General features: G+C 49.7%; 21 protein-coding genes. 12 read left to right on the top strand and 9 right to left on the bottom strand.

Going from position 1 to position 20,032, the window contains the following annotated elements:
* Positions 1-97: 97 nt before the first annotated feature.
* The 7 genes from ACTQ3V_RS12305 to ACTQ3V_RS12275 all read right to left on the bottom strand — a co-directional run bounded on the left by ACTQ3V_RS12305 (position 98) and on the right by ACTQ3V_RS12275 (position 6,721).
* Positions 98-598: a hypothetical protein gene (locus tag ACTQ3V_RS12305; protein ID WP_441467766.1), complete on the bottom strand. Its 501-nt coding sequence runs from the start codon at positions 596-598 to the stop codon at positions 98-100.
* A gap of 273 nt (positions 599-871) precedes the next feature.
* Positions 872-1,024 carry a transposase gene (locus ACTQ3V_RS15775; protein ID WP_502918988.1) on the bottom strand — a complete coding sequence of 51 codons (153 nt, stop codon included), beginning with the start codon at positions 1,022-1,024 and terminating at the stop codon, positions 872-874.
* 294 nt (positions 1,025-1,318) lie between these two features.
* Entirely contained in the window at positions 1,319-2,758 is a 1,440-nt protein-coding gene (locus ACTQ3V_RS12295) for an aminoacyl-histidine dipeptidase (protein WP_441467765.1), read from the bottom strand.
* Positions 2,759-2,784: 26 nt separating this feature from the next.
* Positions 2,785-3,129 carry a hypothetical protein gene (locus tag ACTQ3V_RS12290; protein WP_441467764.1) on the bottom strand — a complete coding sequence of 115 codons (345 nt, stop codon included), beginning with the start codon at positions 3,127-3,129 and terminating at the stop codon, positions 2,785-2,787.
* Positions 3,126-3,485: a PqqD family protein gene (locus ACTQ3V_RS12285; protein ID WP_441467763.1), complete on the bottom strand. Its 360-nt coding sequence runs from the start codon at positions 3,483-3,485 to the stop codon at positions 3,126-3,128. The genes ACTQ3V_RS12290 and ACTQ3V_RS12285 overlap by 4 nt, the downstream gene beginning before the upstream one ends.
* 77 nt (positions 3,486-3,562) lie before the next feature.
* Entirely contained in the window at positions 3,563-5,443 is a 1,881-nt protein-coding gene (locus ACTQ3V_RS12280; protein ID WP_441467773.1) for an OPT family oligopeptide transporter, read from the bottom strand.
* Between the two features lie 435 nt (positions 5,444-5,878).
* Complete coding sequence (locus ACTQ3V_RS12275; RefSeq protein WP_441467762.1) at positions 5,879-6,721, bottom strand: helix-turn-helix transcriptional regulator; 843 nt, start codon at positions 6,719-6,721, stop codon at positions 5,879-5,881.
* Positions 6,722-7,077: 356 nt separating this feature from the next.
* On the opposite strand from ACTQ3V_RS12275, the gene ACTQ3V_RS12270 reads away from it, so the two are divergent.
* The 7 genes from ACTQ3V_RS12270 to ACTQ3V_RS12240 all read left to right on the top strand — a co-directional run bounded on the left by ACTQ3V_RS12270 (position 7,078) and on the right by ACTQ3V_RS12240 (position 14,291).
* Positions 7,078-8,445 carry a carbohydrate ABC transporter substrate-binding protein gene (locus tag ACTQ3V_RS12270; RefSeq protein WP_441467761.1) on the top strand — a complete coding sequence of 456 codons (1,368 nt, stop codon included), beginning with the start codon at positions 7,078-7,080 and terminating at the stop codon, positions 8,443-8,445.
* A 129-nt stretch (positions 8,446-8,574) separates the two neighbouring features.
* The gene (locus ACTQ3V_RS12265; protein ID WP_441467760.1) at positions 8,575-9,459 is read left to right on the top strand and encodes a carbohydrate ABC transporter permease; all 885 of its coding nucleotides are present in this window, start codon (positions 8,575-8,577) and stop codon (positions 9,457-9,459) included.
* 12 nt (positions 9,460-9,471) lie between these two features.
* Positions 9,472-10,359 carry a carbohydrate ABC transporter permease gene (locus ACTQ3V_RS12260; protein ID WP_441467759.1) on the top strand — a complete coding sequence of 296 codons (888 nt, stop codon included), beginning with the start codon at positions 9,472-9,474 and terminating at the stop codon, positions 10,357-10,359.
* A 9-nt stretch (positions 10,360-10,368) separates the two neighbouring features.
* Positions 10,369-10,566, top strand: a complete 198-nt coding sequence (locus tag ACTQ3V_RS12255) for a DUF6903 family protein (protein ID WP_441467758.1) — start codon at positions 10,369-10,371, stop codon at positions 10,564-10,566.
* 64 nt (positions 10,567-10,630) lie between these two features.
* Positions 10,631-12,802: a 1,3-beta-galactosyl-N-acetylhexosamine phosphorylase gene (gene gnpA / locus ACTQ3V_RS12250; protein WP_441467757.1), complete on the top strand. Its 2,172-nt coding sequence runs from the start codon at positions 10,631-10,633 to the stop codon at positions 12,800-12,802.
* A gap of 323 nt (positions 12,803-13,125) precedes the next feature.
* Positions 13,126-13,398, top strand: coding sequence for a transposase (locus tag ACTQ3V_RS12245; RefSeq protein WP_441467756.1), 273 nt, complete (start codon positions 13,126-13,128; stop codon positions 13,396-13,398).
* Positions 13,341-14,291, top strand: coding sequence for an IS3 family transposase (locus ACTQ3V_RS12240; protein ID WP_441467772.1), 951 nt, complete (start codon positions 13,341-13,343; stop codon positions 14,289-14,291). Before ACTQ3V_RS12245 ends, ACTQ3V_RS12240 begins: the two co-directional genes overlap by 58 nt.
* A gap of 69 nt (positions 14,292-14,360) precedes the next feature.
* Here the strand turns inward: ACTQ3V_RS12240 and ACTQ3V_RS12235 are convergent, their stop codons facing one another.
* Together ACTQ3V_RS12235 and ilvA are read right to left on the bottom strand one after the other, a co-directional pair.
* Positions 14,361-14,855: a DUF6933 domain-containing protein gene (locus tag ACTQ3V_RS12235; RefSeq protein ID WP_441467755.1), complete on the bottom strand. Its 495-nt coding sequence runs from the start codon at positions 14,853-14,855 to the stop codon at positions 14,361-14,363.
* 162 nt (positions 14,856-15,017) lie between these two features.
* Positions 15,018-16,229 (bottom strand): threonine ammonia-lyase, encoded by a 1,212-nt coding sequence (gene ilvA / locus ACTQ3V_RS12230; RefSeq protein ID WP_441467754.1) that lies wholly within the window; start codon positions 16,227-16,229, stop codon positions 15,018-15,020.
* A 192-nt stretch (positions 16,230-16,421) separates the two neighbouring features.
* Between ilvA and ACTQ3V_RS12225 the strand changes: the two genes are divergently transcribed.
* The 5 genes from ACTQ3V_RS12225 to ACTQ3V_RS12205 all read left to right on the top strand — a co-directional run bounded on the left by ACTQ3V_RS12225 (position 16,422) and on the right by ACTQ3V_RS12205 (position 19,898).
* Positions 16,422-17,147: a hypothetical protein gene (locus ACTQ3V_RS12225; RefSeq protein ID WP_441467753.1), complete on the top strand. Its 726-nt coding sequence runs from the start codon at positions 16,422-16,424 to the stop codon at positions 17,145-17,147.
* A 2-nt stretch (positions 17,148-17,149) separates the two neighbouring features.
* Positions 17,150-17,701, top strand: coding sequence for a Fe-S-containing hydro-lyase (locus ACTQ3V_RS12220; RefSeq protein WP_441467752.1), 552 nt, complete (start codon positions 17,150-17,152; stop codon positions 17,699-17,701).
* Between the two features lie 84 nt (positions 17,702-17,785).
* Positions 17,786-18,643, top strand: a complete 858-nt coding sequence (locus ACTQ3V_RS12215; protein WP_441467751.1) for a polysaccharide deacetylase family protein — start codon at positions 17,786-17,788, stop codon at positions 18,641-18,643.
* A gap of 4 nt (positions 18,644-18,647) precedes the next feature.
* Positions 18,648-18,887, top strand: coding sequence for a YlmC/YmxH family sporulation protein (locus ACTQ3V_RS12210; protein WP_441467750.1), 240 nt, complete (start codon positions 18,648-18,650; stop codon positions 18,885-18,887).
* A gap of 90 nt (positions 18,888-18,977) precedes the next feature.
* Entirely contained in the window at positions 18,978-19,898 is a 921-nt protein-coding gene (locus ACTQ3V_RS12205; protein ID WP_441467749.1) for a DMT family transporter, read from the top strand.
* Positions 19,899-20,032 lie beyond the last annotated feature (134 nt).

The following is a 20,032-nucleotide window of genomic DNA, read 5'->3' as shown; positions in this document are numbered from 1 at the left end:
ATTGATTGAGCTTGAAAAAAATCGGGTGGCTTGCAGCAGCCTAAAAATCCTCATTTTATACCTGTAGAGAAAAGGTCTAACTGATTTTGCTGATCAGTTAGACCTTTTTTATCTTGCTCTTATTTATCTGAATTTTCTGATTTCTGACCTTAGAAAGACAATGTTCTGGTTTCAGTACACAGAACGATCCCACTGCCCATATTTTACGCAGGCGCATCATATGCCGGTAGGTAGCGCTGCCAATACGTTGGTGCCCTCTATAGAAAGCAGGATAGCAACTACTTCCAAGAATTCTGCGCCCAACGCCTGTTTGCTTAAAGCAGATGGCGTTTCGCTTATACTGCTTGCAAGTATCGCCTTGCACCTGATAACATCGCAAATATTTTCCGGTTGTTTGGCTGCAGTTTAACCGTTGGTAAACAAGCTTGACGCCTTCCAGGCAACAAAACGCATTTTCTTGGGGTAGATAGAAAAAACCGTACTTTTCCGGAGAATTGAAAAAGCGAATAGCTGGAATGTATCCGGTAATACCCAGCGGTTCCAGACCGCGATGAACAGCACCGGTATTGTAGCCACGATCCAATGCAATGCTTTGCATTGGAACACCATTTTTAATCTGTCACTCTAAGTGCAGTAAAACCAGAAGACTCTCTTTTTCGCTGGCTGGGTATACATCTACACCAGTTAGGCTCCCATATTTACAGTCTACGGTCGATTCCATCAAATAGCCAATGGCGTCCTTTACGCAACGTTGGACGATTTTTAAAAACACCTGTTGAAACAGCTGACTCTCGTTCCACTTGCGTAGTCGCGTTTTACTGAACGTAGAGTGATCCGGAATTTCAACCACAGAACCACCGATACGCAATGTTTAACTGGATTTCCTGCCCAAGCGCCGTTCCGATTTTATCCCATATAAATACCAAACCAGTAACATTTTAAACATATTCACAGGGGCAATCGATGGGCGATCGTTTGAGGAATGATATGGTTCCAGAATATCATAAATAAAATTGAATGAAATGGCTTGTCAAATTCTTCGCAGTAAATGATTGTTCGGAATCAATACTGTTAGGGCCATGATCATTATGTTTATTTGTCCGCTCTGTCGTCCCATCATGCGCAATCCATCCCTTGTTTCTTATTATAACATAGGGATTGCCAAATAAGGGATTTGTCAACGAGTCCAATATTCTACATTTATCTTCACCACAAAGGCATGGCTTTCTGGTTTTTTGCCACAGGAGAAGTAGCCATACTTAGGCATGCAGCAAAGCATGCTGCATGTTTCAGGGATAAGGATAGATCTGGCGAACCATCATTTGGAACGCTTGAGCACTTCCGTCAGGAATCTCCATACACGCTGCACTGAGCTGATGCTCATGCGCTCACGGGGCGTGTGAATCTCCATAAGATTGGGGCCGATGGAAATGCAGTCCAAGCCGGGAATTTTGCCGGCAAACAGCCCACACTCCAAACCGGCGTGGATGGCTTCGATTTGGGGAGCCTTTCCGTACTGATCTTCGAAAACTTCTGCCATCAATTCACGCAGAGGAGAGTGCTCCTGATACTGCCAGCCAGTGTAATCTCCTTCAAATTCTACATGACCGCCCAGTTGCGTCATAAGGCAAGTTATACGGTTTTTGAGCATCTCCTTTTGAGAATCGAACGAACTGCGCAGGCTGAAAACGGCGCATAATTCCTCTTCGGCTGTGGTTAAAATACCGAGGTTCAGGGAAGTCTGCACCAATCCCGGAATATCAGCGCTCATGGCTTGAATACCGTTCGGCAGGCAGGTCAGCATGCAAAGGACTTTATCGGTGGTTTCTGCATCCAGAGGATTTTGAGCCGCTTCTTCCGATTGTGCACTGACAAATAGGGCAGGGTCGGTAAGGTGGTATTCAGCTTGCAGTGCTTGTGTTATCTCTATGATGGCATCGTGCGCTTTGGTTTCGTTCTCGACCACAATACAGGCAACAGACTCGACCGGAATGGCGTTATTCTTTAAACCGCCGTTGACAGCTAAAAGGCGCAGTTCTGTGCGGGCGGCAATGGTCTGGAGCACACGACCCATCAGCATATTCGCGTTGGCACGGCCTTTGTCAATTTCGGTGCCGGAGTGTCCGCCTGTCAGGCCACCAACTGTGACACGCAGCGTGCAGCCAGAAAAAGCGCTGCGGCACAGCGGCAGGGTGCAGGTAGTGGTGTTGCCACCTGCACAACTGACGGTAAAGATTCCCTCGACTTCCGAGTCTATATTTATCATTTTACGGCCTTTTAGCGGGCTGGCATCAAGCGAACTTGCCCCTAATAGGCCAATTTCTTCGTCGGTGGTAAAAACGGCTTCCACACGCGGATGAGCGATGTCGTTGGCGTCGAGAACTGCCAGAGCCATGGCAACAGCAATGCCATCATCGCCACCCAGAGTGGTACCCTTGGCACGAATGAAGTCACCATCAATCTCAAGATCCAGACCTTCTTTTTCCATATTTTTAGTGCAGCCCGACTCTTTCTCGCATACCATATCCAAGTGCCCCTGCAAAATCACAGGTTCTGCCTGCTCATAACCGGGTGTCGCTTCTTTGATGATAATAATATTGTTATCGGCATCTTGGTGGTATTCCAGATTTCGCTCTCGTGCAAAAGCGGCACACCAGTCACTGATAGCTTTAGTATTGCCGGAACCATGAGGGATAGCACACATTTGTTCAAAAAAACTGAATACGTTTTGAGGCTCCAGTTGTGTTAAAACATTCATTGTATGATGCTCCTTTTTGCAATTTATTATGATTTTCGCCTATAGCAGGCATTACCGGCTTGTTCCAGAAGATGCTGGTCCAGCATATAGCGGATCAAATTTTTGGCAAAAGCAGAGGAATTCTGCACTTCTACATGATTACGAGACCAGAACAGTCCAGCTTTTACGTTTTTAATTTGATGCGCGATTTCCTTTTGCGTGATGGTTGGGTTATGCTTCAGATATTTGATCACGCGGGCCGCGCATTTACTGAGCAGAATTCGCTCCAGATCAGCGGTCTGAGTTATGCTCTTGCGCAATCCCCAGACGTACAGAATTGCAGTGACCACAGCAAACAAAAAAATGCCGAAAATAATCTGTCCTGTTGTCATGATGCGGCCTTGTCCTTTCCACGGAACAGGATAAAACGGTTGTTATGCAGGATCTGCATATATTGCACCAGTCGATCATACAACGGTTCAGCCTTGTCGCCGAACTGCGCCTTCATTTTCTGCGCCAAAGCACCTACGGTTCGAGTCCCGTCAATCTCTTTCCAGAGAAAACTGCCGTACTCATCCAGCTTGATGTGGCTAATGCGCGGGGTGTGAAAGAATTTCTGCGCAATGCGTGCGTAAAAGCCGCGATGCACCATATCAATCGTGACGATACCCTGTTTATCCTGTGTCCAACTGTTTTTAGGATTGATTACAGGGATAAAGTCCAGATAATTTTCCTGCTTCTTTGCCATTTTTTACACTCCTATAATAATCAAATAGAGCTGCATACCAAAGTATACAGCCCTGCTTAAAAGAAAGCAATCTTTTTTTATTTAGCGTTCTTCTGTTCCTTGGTTGCGAAGAAGTAGATGCTCAGTAGCAGAAGTGCAAATACAATCAGACCGCCGATTCGGCCGATACTGAAACTGCTGCTCAGGTCGATGAATGCACCGACGTTGCTGTCCGCACCCATCGGAATGACGGCCAGCATTGCCAGCACAATGCCGACGATACCTTCACCGGCAATCAGACCGGAAGAATATAGAATACCGGACTGGATGACCGTATTCTTTTCCTTTTCGGAGCCGTACTTCCGTCTGTCAAGGAACCAGCGCAGTACGCCGCCCAGCATAATCGGAACCGAAAGATAGATGGGCAGGTACAGGCCGAGAGAAACCGGCAGAACCGGGAGGCCCAGAATCTCGATAACCAGAGCGATAAACACGCCGGCAAAAACAAGGTTCCAAGGCAGGTTGCCGCCCATAACGCCTTCGACGATCATCTTCATCAGCATCGCCTGCGGCGCGGGCAGAGCATCCGAGCCGTAGCCGCCCCAAGCCATGGACAGCAGATAAAGGATACCGCCGATGGCAATGGAGGAAACCACTACACCGATGAGTTCACCAATCTGCTGCTTTCTGGGGGTGGAGCCAACCAAAAAGCCGGTTTTGAGGTCCTGCGAGGTATCGCCTGCGATCGCAGCGATTACGCAGATGATGCCGCCGATGACGATGGCGGCCGTCATGCCTTCCGCACCGACCGTGCCGGTGGATTTCAGCAGGATGGTGGAAATCAGCAGGGTAGCAATCGCCATGCCCGAAACCGGGTTGTTGGACGAGCCGATCAGGCCGACCATACGGGAGGACACGGTTGCAAAGAAGAAGCCGAAGACAATAACGATCAGCGCTGTGAAGAAATTCAGCGGGATGGCGGGAATCAGCCACAGGGCCAACGCTACGATCAGAATACCGATCAGCACGCTACGCATCGAGAGATCCTGCTGAGTGCGCAGGCTGCTGGCCTCGCGGCCCTTGCCGTAAACACCCATGGAATCCTTAAAGGTGCGGATAATCATGGGCAGGGATTTCAAAAGGCTCAGCACACCGCCGCAGGCCACCGCACCGGCGCCGATGTAACGCAAATAGTTACCCCACAGGGCGGAAACACCGCTTTTCGCGACCTGCTGACTGATGGTCATGTCGGTGACAGGGAAGAGGATGGCGTCGCCGCCGAACAGGCACATGAGCGGCATGATAACCAGCCAGCCCAGCACACCGCCAGCAAACAGGTAAGAAGATACCCGTGCGCCGCAGATGTAGCCAACACCAGCAAGAGCGGGCAGCACATCAATACCGACGCCCGAACCCTTATAGGCGGGAATATCATAGGTGATTTCGCTCGGGAAGATTTTCAGACCGTCTGCCACAAACTTGTAGATGGCGGCAATGAACAGACCGGAGAATACGGTAGACGCCTTGGAGCCGCCTTCTTCGCCAGCGATCAGGACTTCGGCACAAGCCTGTCCCTCGGGATAGGCCAGCACGCCGTGCTCCTTTACGATTAGCGCACTGCGCAGGGGAACCATCATCAGGACGCCCAGCACGCCGCCGCACAGCGCGATCAGGCCGATTTCCACCAGAGACGGCACATCGCACAGGCCATCCTTTGCCCACATGAACAAGGCAGGAAGCGTAAAAATTGCGCCGGCCGCAACGGACTCGCCGGCAGAGCCGATGGTCTGCACCATGTTGTTCTCCAGAATGGAGTCCCGGCGCAGGATTTTTCGGATAATGCCCATCGAGATAACGGCTGCGGGAATGGAGGCAGACACCGTCATGCCGACTCGCAGGCCCAGATAGGCGTTCGCGCCGCCAAAGACAACTGCCAGAATGGCACCCAGTAGGATGGATACTACTGTGAATTCAGGCATGACTTTGTTGGCGGGAACATAAGGTTGGAATTCTTTCTTTTCCACAACATTTCGATCCCTTCATTTTGTTTGCTGCTTGAACTGTTGCCAAGTAAAGCAATGCTTATTGCGAACAATGCAAACAGCTTTCACTATTCTATACAATAATGCTCGCTTCGTCAAGGCGTATTTATATTTTTTATGCCGAAAAATGACAAACTTATAAGAAAATTGCGTAATTTTCCTGTGTGCGAGTGCATTTTCTGATTGAGAAAGACCGGTTTGTTGAATGATGTGCTGGATAAAGTAAGGAAAGAACAAGTTTGTTGCCGGAACACGAATTACGGTGTCGTGAAAATCATTTCATTCGTGTGATGCTTAGTGTATCGGCGTAGGTGTATGATGAAGTTTCGCAGTCAAAGCCTAATTCTCTTATACTATTTATATGCAGCGGACCTATTTGGAAGCAGGACGATTGCATTTCCGGTATTCCATAGGACTAATCCCCTCAAGGCGGCGAAAACTTTGCGAAAAGTAACTCAGGGAGGAAAAACCCAAGATCTGAGCGATCTGAGATAGATTGAAGTCAGTGCTGACAAGCAGCATACGGCTTTCCTGAATCCGACGGGAGATTTGATAGCTGATAGGCGAGGTGTTGTATTCTTTGCGGAAGGTGTGGGCCAGATGATACTTGTTGATATGAGCCAGGGCAGCCAGCTGATCCAATGTCAGGTTCTCCTTGAAATGGTCATCAATATACCGTCGTACAAAGTCGCACTCTCGGCTGTTGCTGTGGTCACCAGCGGAGGCAGTAAGGGTCAGATCGTTTTGACGCAGTAGCCGCAATAGTATCACTTCCAGCAGATTCTGGCAGACGTGCTGGTGGCCGGGGAGCTCGTCACGCACTTCCTGAAGCATCAGACGCAGAAAGCTGACAATCTCGTCCCAGCCGGTATAGAAATGGGACTGGACATAGCCGCAGGCATCAGCCAGCACCTCCAGACTGTCCACTCCCAGCACAATATACTCCATGGGGCTGCCGGACTGACTCAGTTCGGTGTGTAGCACACCTGCATTGATAATGACGAGGTCGCGGCTGCTGACAGAGAGTTGTCGGTTTTGAAGTTGAAAACTTCCTCGTCCCCTGATGACAAAAAACAATTCAGCGTGATTATGGGTATGGAGGGAGGAATTCCACTCCTGACTGTACTGCGCCCAAGAAATGCTCAGTAGCTTCGCCTGACTTTTGGGCAGGGAAGGGGAGGCGTCTTGACAGATGATATAATATTGGCTGCTCACAATAATCCCCTTTCGTACAGATTGATCTCTTTGGTCGAAATTATTATAATCCCTTTCTGGCTTTTGTGCAACTTCTATGACTGAGTGAATTTTCTTGCGCGCTTAACTGTAGAAAACGTGCGCATAAAAGGGTGAGCATCCAGTTTGGATAGCAAAATACACAAATCAATTGGATGAAATCGAATATTTTACTACAAAAAAAACGAGAAAAGCAATAATTCTAAAAAGTATCGCAACAAATGCCTTGTTATCATGGTGGAAATCAATATACTTTTTACTTAGAAAGGAGATCAAGAACCATAAGTTTTAGATTTCTGATTGACATGCTATTTAAATTGAAGGAGGTACAATGAAGAATGAAAGGGAAGAAAATTGTAAGCCTGACACTTGCGGCAGCAATGTCTCTTAGCCTTCTGTCGGCCTGCGGCGGTGGCAATGACACTTCCGGCGGCGCCTCTGCTGGTGAAAACTCTGGCAGCGGCAGTGACCTGGCCGGCACCACTATTAAGGTAGCTGCCATCGAGACCAGCTACGGCACCGATGTGTGGAAGCAGGTAACCGATGCGTTTACCAAGGAGACCGGCATCAACGTAGAGTTGGTCACCGATAAGAAGTTGGAGGATGTCATCGGACCCGCTATGCAGGGCGGCGAGTATCCTGATGTAATTCATCTGGCTGTAGGCCGCGAGGCTGGCCTGACCGAGCAGTTTATTAAGGATAAAAACATCGCTGAGATTACCGATGTATTGTCTATGAACGTGCCCGGCGAGGACGTGACTGTGGGAGACAAGATCATCCCCGGCTTTATCAATGACAACTCTACCACCAACCCCTATGCCGACGGCAAGACCTATCTGGCCCCTATGTTCTACTCTCCTTGCGGCCTGTTCTATAATAAGGGCCTGTTTGCAGAGAAGGGCTGGGAAGTGCCCGCCACTTGGGACGAGATGTGGGCGTTGGGTGACAAGGCTGCCGCAGAAGGCATCTCCCTGTTTACTTATCCTACCACAGGTTACTTCGATGCGTTCTTCTATGCACTGATGTACGAGGCGGGCGGCGAGGACTTCTTCTTCGACGCTACACACTATGCAGAGGGCATCTGGGACTCTAAAGCAGCGCAGACCTGCTTTAACATCGTAGAGAAGCTCGCTTCCTACACCAATCCCATCACTCCCGCTCAGGCAAACGATCAGGACTTCACTCAGAACCAGCAGCTGGTACTGGACAACAAGGCCCTGTTCATGCCTAATGGCACCTGGATCGTGGGTGAAATGGCTGAGGCGCCCCGGGCCGACGGCTTTGAGTGGGGCATGACCGCCCTGCCCGCCATCACCGACGGCGGCGATCGATACAGCTACACCTTCTTCGAGCAGATGTGGATTCCCGCAGGTGCCGCCAATGTGGATGCCGCCAAGCAGTTCATTGCGTTCATGTACAGTGACACTGCGGTAGACCTGTTTGCAGCAGCTGGTGCTGCCCAGCCCGTGGCCGGCATCGTAGATAAGCTCACCGGCGATAATCAGATCTTCTATGGCATCTATGATGACGGCGCGATAGCCGCTTTGGGCGCTTTTGCTTCTTACAAGTCTGTGGCTGGTTTGGGCACAGTGCGTGAGGTCTTCTTCGATCCTGTCAACGCGCTGGTATCCGGTTCCATGACCAAGGATGAGTGGGTCAGCAGTATCAAAACAGCCAGCGATCAAATGCGTGCCAATCTGAGCTGAATTTCGAGATAACACAGCAGATAGTCACAAGGGGGACGGCGGACGGTGGCCCGCTCGCCGTCCCCCTTTTTTAAAGCCAATATGAATCATCTGGGGAAATAAGTTGCAACCCAGAAAGGAGCTGAGCGCGTGAGAAAAAACAAGGGGCGTAGTCGCTTTATTGTGCTATGTGTAGCACCCGCTGTCATCTTATTTTTCATCTTCATGATCCTTCCAACCTTAAATGTTTTCCGCATGTCCCTGTATGAGCGGGGTGCATACTCTCCTACGGAGACCTTCGTGGGCATGGCCAATTTTCAGGCTTTGATTCGGGATACCCAGTTTATCCGCGCTATGCAGAACACAATTTTAATGGTGGTCATTGTTACAATTATTACCTTTGCTCTGGCCTTGATTTTTGCCAGCATTATGACCCATGAAAAAATTAGGGGCACCAATATTTTCCGAATTATCTTTTATATTCCGAATATTCTGTCCGTAGTGGTTATTTCCGGTATTTTCTCTGCCATTTATAAGCCGGAGAATGGCATGCTCAACAGTATTCTTTCCTTATTCCGGGGAGAGACTGTGACCGTGCTGTGGAAGGACGCCCCACTGGTAGTGCCGAGTATCATCATCGCCATGATCTGGCAGGCCATTGGTTACTATATGGTTATGTACATGGCATCCATGGCCAGCGTACCCGGAAGCCTTTATGAGTCAGCCAGCCTGGATGGCGCGGGACGGGTAACTCAGTTTTTCCAGATCACCATTCCTCTTATTTGGACTAATATCCGCACGACTCTGACTTTCTTTATCATCTCCACCATCAACATGGCATTCCTGTTCGTTAAGGCCATGACCTCCGGCGGACCTAATGGCGCCTCCGAGGTGGCTTTGTCCTATATGTACGGTCAAAAGGATGCCGGCCTGTATGGCTACTCCATGGCAATCGGTGTGGTAATTTTTCTGTTTTCTTTCCTGCTCTCCGCCATGGTTGGCAAAGCCACTAAGCGGGAGCCTCTGGAATTCTAAGGGGGTGACAGTATGGAATTGAAGGAAAAGCAATCCAGCACCAAGGTTTATAAAGCGTTTATCTATGTTGTTCTGATTACTTTGGCCGTCACTATTGTAGTGCCGGTGGTATGGGTCTTTATGGCTTCCATCAAACAGAACAGTGAATTCTACGGCAATCCTTGGACTCTACCTCTTGGTTTCTACTGGCAGAACTTTGTAAACGCATGGAACACTGCCAAAATGGGCGAATACATGCTCAATTCGGTGATTGTCACCGTGTTGGCACTGATTATCCTACTTGCAGTGGCTTTGCCTGCGGCCTATTGTCTGTCCCGTTTCCATTTCCGTGGCCGTCGGTTCTTGAACGTGGCTTTTATGGCAGGACTGTTTATTAACGTCAACTATATCGTGGTGCCCATCTTCCTGATGCTGCGAGATGGAGATAGCTTTCTCAAAAACACCTTCGGCTTCAGTTTTTTGCTGAACAATTTGGTAGTGCTGGCCATCGTCTACGCCGCCACTGCACTGCCATTTACTATCTACCTTCTCTCCAGCTATTTTGCAACCCTCCCGCATGACTTTGAGGAGGCTGCCTATATAGATGGAGCGGGATATGGCAAAACGATGCTTAGTATCATCTTCCCCATGGCCCAGCCCTCCATCATTACCATCATCCTATTCAATTTCCTCTCTTTCTGGAATGAGTACATTATCTCTATGACCCTGATGAACTCTGCCACCGGTGGCAAGACTCTGCCGGTAGGCTTGCTGAATCTGATGCAGGCCCAGCAGTCGGCCGCCGAGTATGGTACCATGTATGCCGGTCTGGTGATAGTGATGTTGCCTACTCTGATTCTCTATATCTGCGTACAGAAGAAGCTGATTCAGGGGATGACTGTGGGCGGCTTGAAAGGATAAGGTGGAGTTATGAAGTTTTGGATAGAGCATACTTTGCTGCGGGTGAGTCTCATTGCCTTGTTCTTTATCGCAGGTCTGGCAATGATCATCGGCGGCTGGAAAATGACTGGTCAGATGAGCGGCCTAATCGTTATGATTGTGGGCGTGGCGCTGCTAATTGTGTCTCTGGCCATCTACAATAAGCCCTTTCAAGATCCCAAGCGGTAGGGCAAGGCCTGATGATCGCGCATCAGGGCAGGAAATCTATAAACCCTAATTAGGAGGCAGCATTATGAGCCAAAGCAAGCACAATCGGGGAAGGGTCACCATTCCTACGGATGTAGATGTGGTGCCACAGACCTTACAGCTGCTGGAGCAATGGGGAGCGGATGCTATACGTGACTGCGATGGCACCGATTACCCGGAAGAACTGAAGAAGGTGGATGCCAAAGTATACTCCACCTACTATACCACCCGGAAGGACAACGCATGGGCCAAGGCAAACCCCGATGAGGTACAGCAGTGTTATATTATGAGCGGTTTTTACACTGCCGTAGGGGAGCCTTTGTCTATCCCGCTGATGCAGGGCATCAGCTCTGAGCTGATGAAGGTCAACACCCGGGACGACATCAAACGCTGGTGGGAGGTGATGGATCGCACCAGCGGTCAGCCCGTTCCCGTAGACCAGTGGCGCTATGATACAGAGAGCGGATGTGTGGTGCTGGACGCTCCGGCGGCCTTCCACGATTATACTGTCAGCTTTCTGGCCTATCTCATCTGGGATCCGGTACATATGTACAATGCCGTGACCAACGACTGGAAGGACTTTGAGCATCAAATCACCTTTGATGTGCGCCAGCCCAAGACCCACAAGTTCACGATGGAGCGCCTGCGCAGATTTATTGACGAGCACCCTTATGTGGATGTTATTCGCTACACCACCTTCTTCCATCAGTTCACTCTGGTCTTTGACGAGCTTAAACGGGAGAAGTATGTGGACTGGTACGGATATTCTGCCTCGGTCTCTCCCTATATTCTGGAGCAATTTGAAAAAGAGGTAGGCTACCCCTTCCGTCCGGAATATATTATCGATCAGGGCTACTATAATAATCAATACCGGGTTCCCTCCAAGGAGTTCAAGGATTTTATGGCCTTCCAGCGTCGTGAGGTAGCAAAGCTGGCTAAGGAAATGGTGGATATCACCCATGAACTGGGCAAAGAGGCTATGATGTTTCTGGGAGACCACTGGATTGGCACCGAACCTTATATGGACGAGTTCAAGACCATCGGGTTGGATGCGGTGGTAGGCTCGGTGGGCAACGGATCGACTTTGCGACTTATCTCGGATATCCCAAGCGTAGGATACACCGAAGGCCGGTTCTTGCCGTATTTCTTTCCTGATACCTTCCACGAGGGGGGAGACCCCGTCCGGGAGGCTAAAGAGAACTGGGTCACCGCCCGTCGGGCTATTCTGCGCAAGCCTATCGACCGCATAGGCTATGGCGGCTACCTGAAGCTGGCCTGTGATTTTCCTGAATTCATACAATATGTAGAGAGCGTATGTGACGAGTTCCGCGAGCTGTATGAAAATATTAAGGGTACCACACCTTACTGCGTCAAGTCGGTGGCCGTCCTCAACGCTTGGGGTAAGGCACGCTCCTGGGGTTGCCACATGGTGCACCACGCGCTGTATCAAAAGCAGAACTATTCCTATGCCGGGGTTATCGAGGCTTTGTCTGGCGCTCCTTTTGGTGTGAAGTTCATCAGCTTTGATGATGTGAAAGCCGACCCCAAATGTTTGGATGGGGTGGATGTACTCATCAACGTCGGAGATGGTGACACAGCTCACACTGGCGGCGATTGGTGGGAGGACCCGGCTATTTCCTCTGCTATCAAGGCGTTTGTCTATAATGGCGGTGGCCTTATCGGTGTAGGGGAACCCGCAGGACACCAGTATCAAGGACGCTATCTGCAACTGGCCAAGGTGTTGGGGGTGGAGAAGGAGACTGGCTTTACTCTGGGCTACGATAAGTACAACTGGGAACAGCATCCGGACCACTTCATTCTGGCTGACTGTAAAGGGGAGATGGACTTCGGCGAGGGCAAGAAGAACATCTACGCCTTGGAAGGTACGCATATTCTGGTGCAGAAGGGCAAGGAAGTGCAAATGGCGGTCAACGAGTTTGGAAAGGGCCGCGCAGTTTATCTCTCCGGCTTGCCCTACAGCTTTGAGAACAGCCGCGTACTCTATCGAGCCATTCTATGGAGCACACATGACGAGGACACACTGCACACATGGTTTTCCACCAACTATAATGTGGAGGTCCACGCCTATGTAAAAAATGGCAAGTATTGTGTGGTCAATAATACCTATGAACCTCAGTCCACCACGGTCTATCGAGGAGATGGAAGTTCTTTCCGGTTGGATCTGGATGCTAATGAGATTCGTTGGTATGAGATCTGAGTTCTCTGCTGCATAGAGAGGAGAGGGAGAAAGCCCTCTTGTTAAAGTAAAAACAGGGACGTTGCAGAATAAAAGTCTGCAACGTCCCTGTTTTTTTGAAAGCATTTCTTTTCTTAGAAACACAAAACGGATTATATATGCGTTTCAAGTAGAGTATTTGACTGTTTTCTAACGACATAGGAGAGCAATAGCCAAACGCAATGGAGATATAATGTCCATCTTTTTTCTTGAATGATACCATATATAGAACCCTATCGATTGGAGTGATACAATAAAACCGCACACCCAAGGTGATATAATGAATTCAAGAAAGGGTGTCATAGATGGGGCAGAAATACACGGAAGAATATAAAGCCGATGTGCTGAAACTGGCCGATGAAATCGGAGTAAGCGCGGCGTGCCGGCGACTTGGCATCTCCACGAAGACAGTATACAGCTGGCGCCGAGCAGAGCGACTTGCTAGAGGTGAGATTCGCGGTGTGGAGCCGAGCGAAACACCAGAGCAAGCCGTAGCCCGTTTAACTCGTGAAAATAAAGAATTACACGAAGCAAACTATATTCTTCGGAAAGCGCTGGGTTTTATGGCGGGTCGATAACCGGTGTTCGCCCGCGTCATCTGTATGCATGGATCCAAGCCAATCATCAAAGCAGCAGTATTGCATTGTGCTGCCAGGTTCTCGGTGTACGCCGGGAAGGGTATTATGATTGGAAACGAAGACCGATGGACACAGACCGTGACGTTGAAACGGTATCGGCCCTAAAACAATTACGGCAACAGCATCCTTGCTATGGAGTACGCAGCTTGCGGGAGGCATTACCGGAAACACGGCGTCCAAGCTATGGGAAATGTTATCGGCTTTGTAAGGAAAATCATCTGTTAATACGCAAAAAGCGTCCACATAGCCTGACAAAGACTGATTTTCATGCATTACAAAACAATGATCTGGTGCGGCGGGATTTTACTGCTCCGGTACCCGGGATAAAGTACATCAGCGATATGACCGAAATTAAATGTGCAGACGGCAAGCTGTATCTTGCTGCAATTCTGGACTGTTTTGATGGCGCGGTAGTCGGTTATGCGATGCGCCCCCATATGCGCGCCAGCTTATGCTGTGATGCGTTGCGCGATGCAGTTTCCCGCTATGGCTATCAAACCGGTTTGATCCTGCATTCGGATCATGGCAGCCAGTACACCAGTCAGGAATACCGTACGCTGCTCGCTCAGCATGGATCCATTCGTCAGAGTATGGGACGCACACATTGCTGTTTTGACAATGCGCGGATGGAAAGTTTTTTTGCAACGCTAAAAAAAGAGCTAATTTATCGGCTTCACTGCGTTTCGATGAAGTGGGATCAAGTTCGGCAGTTAATTTTTCGCTGGATCGAAACATATTACAACCGCCTCCGACGCAACACCGCCAACGAGAATAATCTGCCTCCACTTGTTAAACGTTTGCGGTGGATAAAAAATCGGAGTCTGGTCGCTTGATGAAGTAAGTTGGGTGTGCGGTTTTCTTGACTATTCCAGATTACTGTTAAATGCTATCTGACAAATCGGCTATACATAGTTCCATACGTGTAAGCCCCTTCCCGAGCCCCTCAAAGCCCACGCATCGGCTGGGACGGGTATTGATGGCGTGGTCCAGCAGAGGCTGAACTTTTTGGTGATATCCAGACAAAGATCCAGTGCCAGAACATCCTCCCAAGCTCGGTTGAGAAAAGCAACCTCCCTACGGCCGTGAGTACGGGTGACCTCGATGTCGCCTGCACGCCGCAGATACGTTTCCACTTGTTCTTGGGAAAAGCCGGCCATGGTAAGGCTCTCAGTTAGCCCTTTCCGGAACAGTCCGGAGATGTCTGTCCACTGAAAGGGGGCGACATCGTAGCGAACGAAGGCGTACCGGCTGTGGCAGTGGACAGCCAGCAGACACTTGCAGCCCCGCAGGTCAATGACATGAAGATCCCAACAGAAGCGCCGGTCTGCCGCTGAGCCGTAGGCCGGTGCTTTTCCTTTTAGGAATCGCTGGAGAGGAAAGGTCAGTCCCAGTTCCATTACTTCACCTCATGGGGGATTGTTAGCGTGGCTACATGGGTTTTCCCGTCATTTGCCGCCGCATCAGTGTCATGAGTCCGACCAAAGCCGATGACATTCTCTTTGATTTCCTAAATAAGCTGCTTACCCATCTGGGCAGCTTAAAAATGTTATCTTTATAGATTAAATTTGCGAGGTAAATACCTGATATCCTTGTCGGCTCATTTCGTCAAGCAAACGTTTTGCATGCTCAATGCCGCCAACCTCACATACCACCTGAATGATTGCCTCGCCGATATCCAGGTCAGCCTGCACACGGTCATGCTGAAAACGAATGATATTGGCATTCTGCTGCGCGACCAAATGCGCAAATCGTTCAAGCGCACCGGGGGCATCAGGCATAATGGTGGAGAACTTGAGGTGACGACAGCGGGTGACAAGGCCCTTTTCCACAATCTTATGAATGAAGGATACGTCTATATTGCCGCCGGACAGGATGCAGACAACTTTTTTTCCCTTAACGTCGACCTTGTTGTTTAGAACAGCTGCAAGAGAGGCTGCGCCTGAAGTCTCCACGACCTGCTTGCAGCGCTCAAGCAGCAGCAACACGGCTGAAGCAATCTCATCATCCGAAACGGTAACAACTCGGTCAACATATTTCTGGATATAATGGAAGGTGTTCTCGCCCGGTGTCTTAACCGCGATACCATCGGCAATTGTGCGCACATTATCCGAAGGGGTTAATGTGCCGGCACGGAAGGAGTTGGCAATCGCCGGTGCTCCCTCAGCCTGAACGCCAATAACCTGAATTCGCGGGTTTATTTGCTTGGCGCAGGCGGCCACACCTGAAATCAGTCCGCCGCCGCCGGCAGGGACAAAAATCATATCCACAAATGGTAAATCGCGCAGGATTTCAAGCGCAATTGTACCTTGACCGGCCATGACATCCTCATCATCAAACGGATGGATGAAATCTGCGCCGGTTTCCTCACAGATTTCACAAGCCTTGGCATAGGCTTCATCGTAGATATTGCCTGCCAGAACGACCTCGGCACCGTAACCTTGTGTGGCTGACACCTTGGCAATCGGTGTGGATCGGGGCATCACAATCGTCGATTTGACACCGACCGAACTGGCCGCAAACGCGACTCCCTGTGCATGATTGCCTGCGGAAGAGGCGACCACTGCATGCAGATCACCCTCAGCGTAACGCTTCATAATCTTGTTGTATGCACCGCGCACCTTAAAGGAACCGGTTTTTTGCTGATTTTCATATTTCAAGTAGATTTCCGCACCGGTCATGCCGGAAAACGTACAGGAAGTGGAAAGTGGGATGTTGTGGATCACATTTTTCAAACGATCTGCTGCCGCTTCAAAATCTTTTAGTTCTAACATAGCATTCTTCCTCAATTTAGCAAGATGAATTTATCATAACACTACCATGCTTTTTTTGCAAGAAAAAATAGTAAAAAGGTCGAACAGCAGCAATGCTTTTTGGTTGCTGATGTAGTTTGTGTTGCTATTGGAAATGCTTTTTGCTATACTAATACTAATCATAGAGAACAGTGATGTGGAGGAAATACAGGAATGGATGAGCAGAATAAGGGCTTCCGCGGGGCAATGTTCGGCGGCTTTCGGCGGGAGGACGTGCTGCATTACATAGAGGAAACGGACAGTAAATACTTTGCCGAAACCGAAGAACTGCGTCGTCAGCTGACCGAGGTGCAAGCGGCCATGACAGAACTGAGTGAGCAGAACAAAACCTTGACTGCAAAAAACGCCGAGCTGCTGGAGCGGCTGGGCGAAATGACGCTGGATACTGATAAAATCCGTGCACAGCTTGACCAGATTGAGCGCGGATTTTCTATGCAGACAGGAGAAATCGAAGCACAAAATGCTCGTGCGGAAGAACTTGCGGCGGAAAATGACCGTCTTTCGGCGGAAAACGCAGAGCTTACAGCTAAGTGTGGGGAGTATGATGCCTCCAAAGAAAAAATTGCGGAGATGGAGCTTTCGGCCTATCGCCGTGCCAAGCAGATTGAGGAGGATGCCAAAGCAGAACTACAGAAGCTGCGCCGCCAGTCGCTTGACATGATCGAGCAGGTCAAGCGGCAGTTGGACACGACCAAAGAAAACTACCGTACAGTGCTTGCGCGCAGCCAGCAGGAGTCGGCAGAGATGGCGCGCAAGGCAGGAGAAGTGCTCGGTGAGATAGATCGGATTAGCGCAGCGCTGATCAAGGGTGAGTCTGAGAAAAGCAAAAGCGGCTTGCGGGATGTGCTGAATAATCTACGGCCGAAAGCGGAGGAATAAGTATGGCTCACTACGATTTGAAAACCGAACAATTAAAGGAATGGGCGCCTAAGCTACGCGCGGGTGACACCGTAACACTGACTGGCGTGGTATATACGGCGCGCGATGCGGCACATAAACGAATTGTGGCTGCCATGGATGCGGGGGAAACACTGCCCTTTTCGCTGGATGGCGCCGCGATTTATTACGCAGGGCCTACGCCGGCAAAACCGGGTCAGGTGATTGGTTCGGTCGGGCCGACGACTTCCGGTCGCATGGATCCGTTCGCGCCGCGCCTGCTTGACGCAGGCCTTACCTGTATGATTGGAAAAGGTGTGCGCAGTCAGGCCGTGCAAGACGCGATGCAACGCAATGGCGCGGTATATATGGTTGCTATTGGCGGCGCAGGAGCAGCAAAGGCGGCATCCATCAAAAAAGTGGAAGTCATTGCGTATGATGATCTTGGCTGTGAATCGATCAAGCGCCTGACGGTTGAGGATTTTACCGCCATCGTTTCGCAGGACTGCGTTGGCGGCAATCTCTATGCCGAAGGCGTGGAAAAGTATAAGCGCTGACAATCGTTTCTGCTGCACGAACCGAATATTTGCCCCTGCCCAGACATAAGCTGATCTGAAAAGCAGTCCGGGGAGGGGATTTTTTTGAAGTTAGGATTCCGGCATACGGCGTTACAGGCGGTGTGTACGGTGCTTGCACTTTGCTGCGCGCTGGCTTTGTTGGGCCGCGGCAAGGCGGAAATGACACTTGCGGAGCAACAAGGTGTGCGCTTGCCGGTTCTGATGTATCACAGCATTCTCAAAGACAGTGCGCGACAAGGAAAATATGTTGTTTCGCCGGATATTTTATCCGCAGATCTGGATGCGTTGCAGGAACGGGGATATCAAACTGTGACGGTAGCTGACCTACTTGCCTATGTATACGATGGTGTTGCGTTGCCGGAAAAGCCGGTCATGATTACCTTTGATGACGGCTACTACAATAATTATGTATATGCCTATCCATTGCTGCAGCAACGTGGTATGCGTGCGGTTATCTCGGTAATTGGCAGCCAAACTGCGCAGTATACAGAAAATGGAGTAGAAAATGCCTATTGGTCGCATCTGCGGCTGGAACGACTGACAGAAATGCAGGATGTGTTTGAAATACAGAATCATTCATGGAATCTTCATGAATACGGCGAACGCCGCGGTTGCCTGCGTCGTCGGGGAGAAGATGAGGGAAGTTATGAAGCCTTGCTGCGTGAGGATACCGAGCAGACACAAAAGCTGTTGAGCGAAGCGGGTTTGCCAACGCCAACTTGTTATACTTATCCGTTTGGCGCCTGCTCGGAGGAAAGTGAGCGTATTTTAGAAGGCATGGGATTCTTGTGCACACTGGGCTGTGAAGAGCGGATCAACTTGGTGACAAGCGACCCTGCCTGCCTGTATGAAATGGGGAGGTATAATCGTGGAGCGGGCGAAAGCACAGAAAGCTACCTCGCAAGAGCGCTGGGGGAGTGACAACATGGGGCTGATACGTTTTTCCGATCTGCATTGCCGTGAGGTAATTAACCTTTGCGACGGGGCACGGCTGGGAGAAGTATGTGATCTGGTGTTCGATCCGGTGTGTGGGCAGATTACGGCAATTGTTGTACCCGGACAGGGCGGATTGCTGGGAATGTTTTCGCGGCAGGATCAGGAAATTCCGTGGCAGTGCATTGAGACGCTGGGGGAGGACTATATTCTGGTCAAATTTCATGGATAACTGTCAAAAAGATGGTCCAATGCAAAAAGATGTGCTATACTTCCTTTGGTCTGTTGCCGAACAATGGAAGTAAAAAAATAGGAGAAAGATATGGATAGACGGGAAAAAATAGGATATGCTTTGACGATGTTCGGTGGGGTTTGTTGGGCTTTTTCGGGGGCCTGCGGACAGTTTTTGTTTCAGAACCGCGGTATAAGTTCAGACTGGCTGGTATCAGTTCGATTAACGCTGGCCGGTCTGACACTTACTGTTTATTCTCTGCTGCGTGGGCGAGGTAATTTACTGTCGATTTTTCGTTCTGCAAAAGGTGTTGCCGGAATAGGTGTATTTGCTTTATTTGGCATGGCTATGTGCCAATATTCCTTCTTTCGCTCAATCGAGTTATCCAACGCCGCAACCGCAACAACACTTCAATACACCGGCCTTGTACTTGTCATGCTTTGGCTTGCGCTGTGGGACAAGCGTTTGCCGCACCGAAGTGAGATTCTTGCTGTAGCCTGTGCGATGGCAGGTGCGTTCCTGCTGGCGACACATGGCGACCCATCGCAGATTGTTTTGTCCGAAAAAGCGCTGTTTTGGTGTATGATGAGTGCTATTTCGTTTGCCGTATATAGTGTTCAGCCTCGTGAAATGATTGTGCAATATGGTACGATGCCGATTACCGGCATTGGCATGCTGATGGGCGGAATTGTATTATGTGCCATATTCAAACCATGGTATGTGGTAGGAAAGTGGGATATTGTGACCGTATTAGGACTGCTATATATTATCACTTTCGGCACGATCTGCGCATTTTGTTGTTATTTAGAGGGTGTGCGTCGAATTGGTGCAGCCAAGGGAAGCATCCTTGCAGCGATTGAGCCGGTGGCATCGGCGGTGCTGAGCATTGTGTGGCTGGGCGTGCCGCTGGGCGGTATGGATATGGGTGGTATTGTGCTGATCATCGCATCAATGGTTCTGCTTGCAAAAGACAAAGGGAAAGAGTCGGATAAAAACATGGAAAAAGCGTGAAAATTTCTAAAAGAACAGAAAAATGTTGGAGTACAATACATCCTGGACAGTTGAATAAAAAAGGATGAAGGATAGGGCCTCATCGGTTAAAGTTGAGTTGCGACACTTAACTTGACGAGAGGGGGCCATATCCT

The sequence above is a fragment of the Candidatus Agathobaculum pullicola genome (assembly GCF_052117205.1).
Taxonomy (GTDB): Bacteria; Bacillota; Clostridia; order Oscillospirales; family Butyricicoccaceae; genus Agathobaculum; species Agathobaculum pullicola.
This window is presented reverse-complemented; position numbering and strand designations above follow the sequence as displayed.